The sequence below is a fragment of the Collinsella sp. AM23-17 genome (assembly GCF_003470945.1).
Lineage (GTDB): Bacteria > Actinomycetota > Coriobacteriia > Coriobacteriales > Coriobacteriaceae > Collinsella > Collinsella aerofaciens_O.
Genome location: NZ_QRHU01000017.1, coordinates 50300 through 51107 on the forward strand (window position 1 = coordinate 50300; position 808 = coordinate 51107).

The 808-nt window shown below is 72.0% G+C and carries 1 protein-coding gene; it reads right to left on the reverse strand.

What is annotated here, in order from left to right:
• Nucleotides 1-559, reverse strand: a 559-nt coding sequence (locus tag DW645_RS10030) for a transposase (protein WP_199576458.1), incomplete at its 3' end; no start/stop codon positions are given.
• Nucleotides 560-808: the final 249 nt, after the last annotated feature.

Here is an 808-nt window from a genome sequence, read left to right on the forward strand (position 1 = left end):
AGGGGAGCTCCTCCATCAGCCTCGGCCCCGCCATCCCGCGGAACCTCGACCTGAGCCCCTCCGGGGCGGTGGTGAGCAGCGACCTCGCGGTGTTGATCGCCGAGGTCCGCGCCTTCACCGCCCCGGAGCGCGCCGCGAGCATGCAGCGCACCCCGTCGACCCACCCGTCCTGGCTCTTGGGGGTCCCGAGCTTTGAGCCGGACATCGCCGCGCGGGCGGCCCTCTCCGCGTCCGACTCGTCGCACTTTCCCTGCCCCGGGCGCCTCCTCTGCATCCTCGCCGGGGAGAGCGCCTCGCGCACGGGCATCCCAAGCGACGCGAGGTGCCTGGTGAGGCCCGCCCCGTAGGACGACGTCCCCTCCATCGCGACGCAGGCCGGCTCCCCGGCCGCCGCGATCGCCCCGGCGAGCGCCTCGTAGCCCGCCGCGTCGGCGGGGAACCGGCGGGACAGGACCTTGCGGCCCCTCCAGTCCAGGACGCACAGCCAGTGCGAGTCGGCGTGGGTGTCGACCCCGCAGAAGACCGGCCCGCGGGCGCCGGGTGTCGATTCGTTTTGCATGTCTCGCTCCGTTCTTTCCGTGCTCGCCTGGACCGGGCAGACGGCGCACTGACGGGGCGCGATAGAATGCGGTTGTTCGGGTCCGCGGTATCGCTCCATGCTCCTATTAGGTCATGCGGCGGTCTCGGCTCGCCGCGGCCCGCGCGGGACATGTCAGGAAACGAGGGCAGCCCTGTGGGCGCCAGCGGAATGTGGGGTCACCGCGCGGTCCGCATCTGATGGTGTCGACGTCAATGGTATACGGGTGCA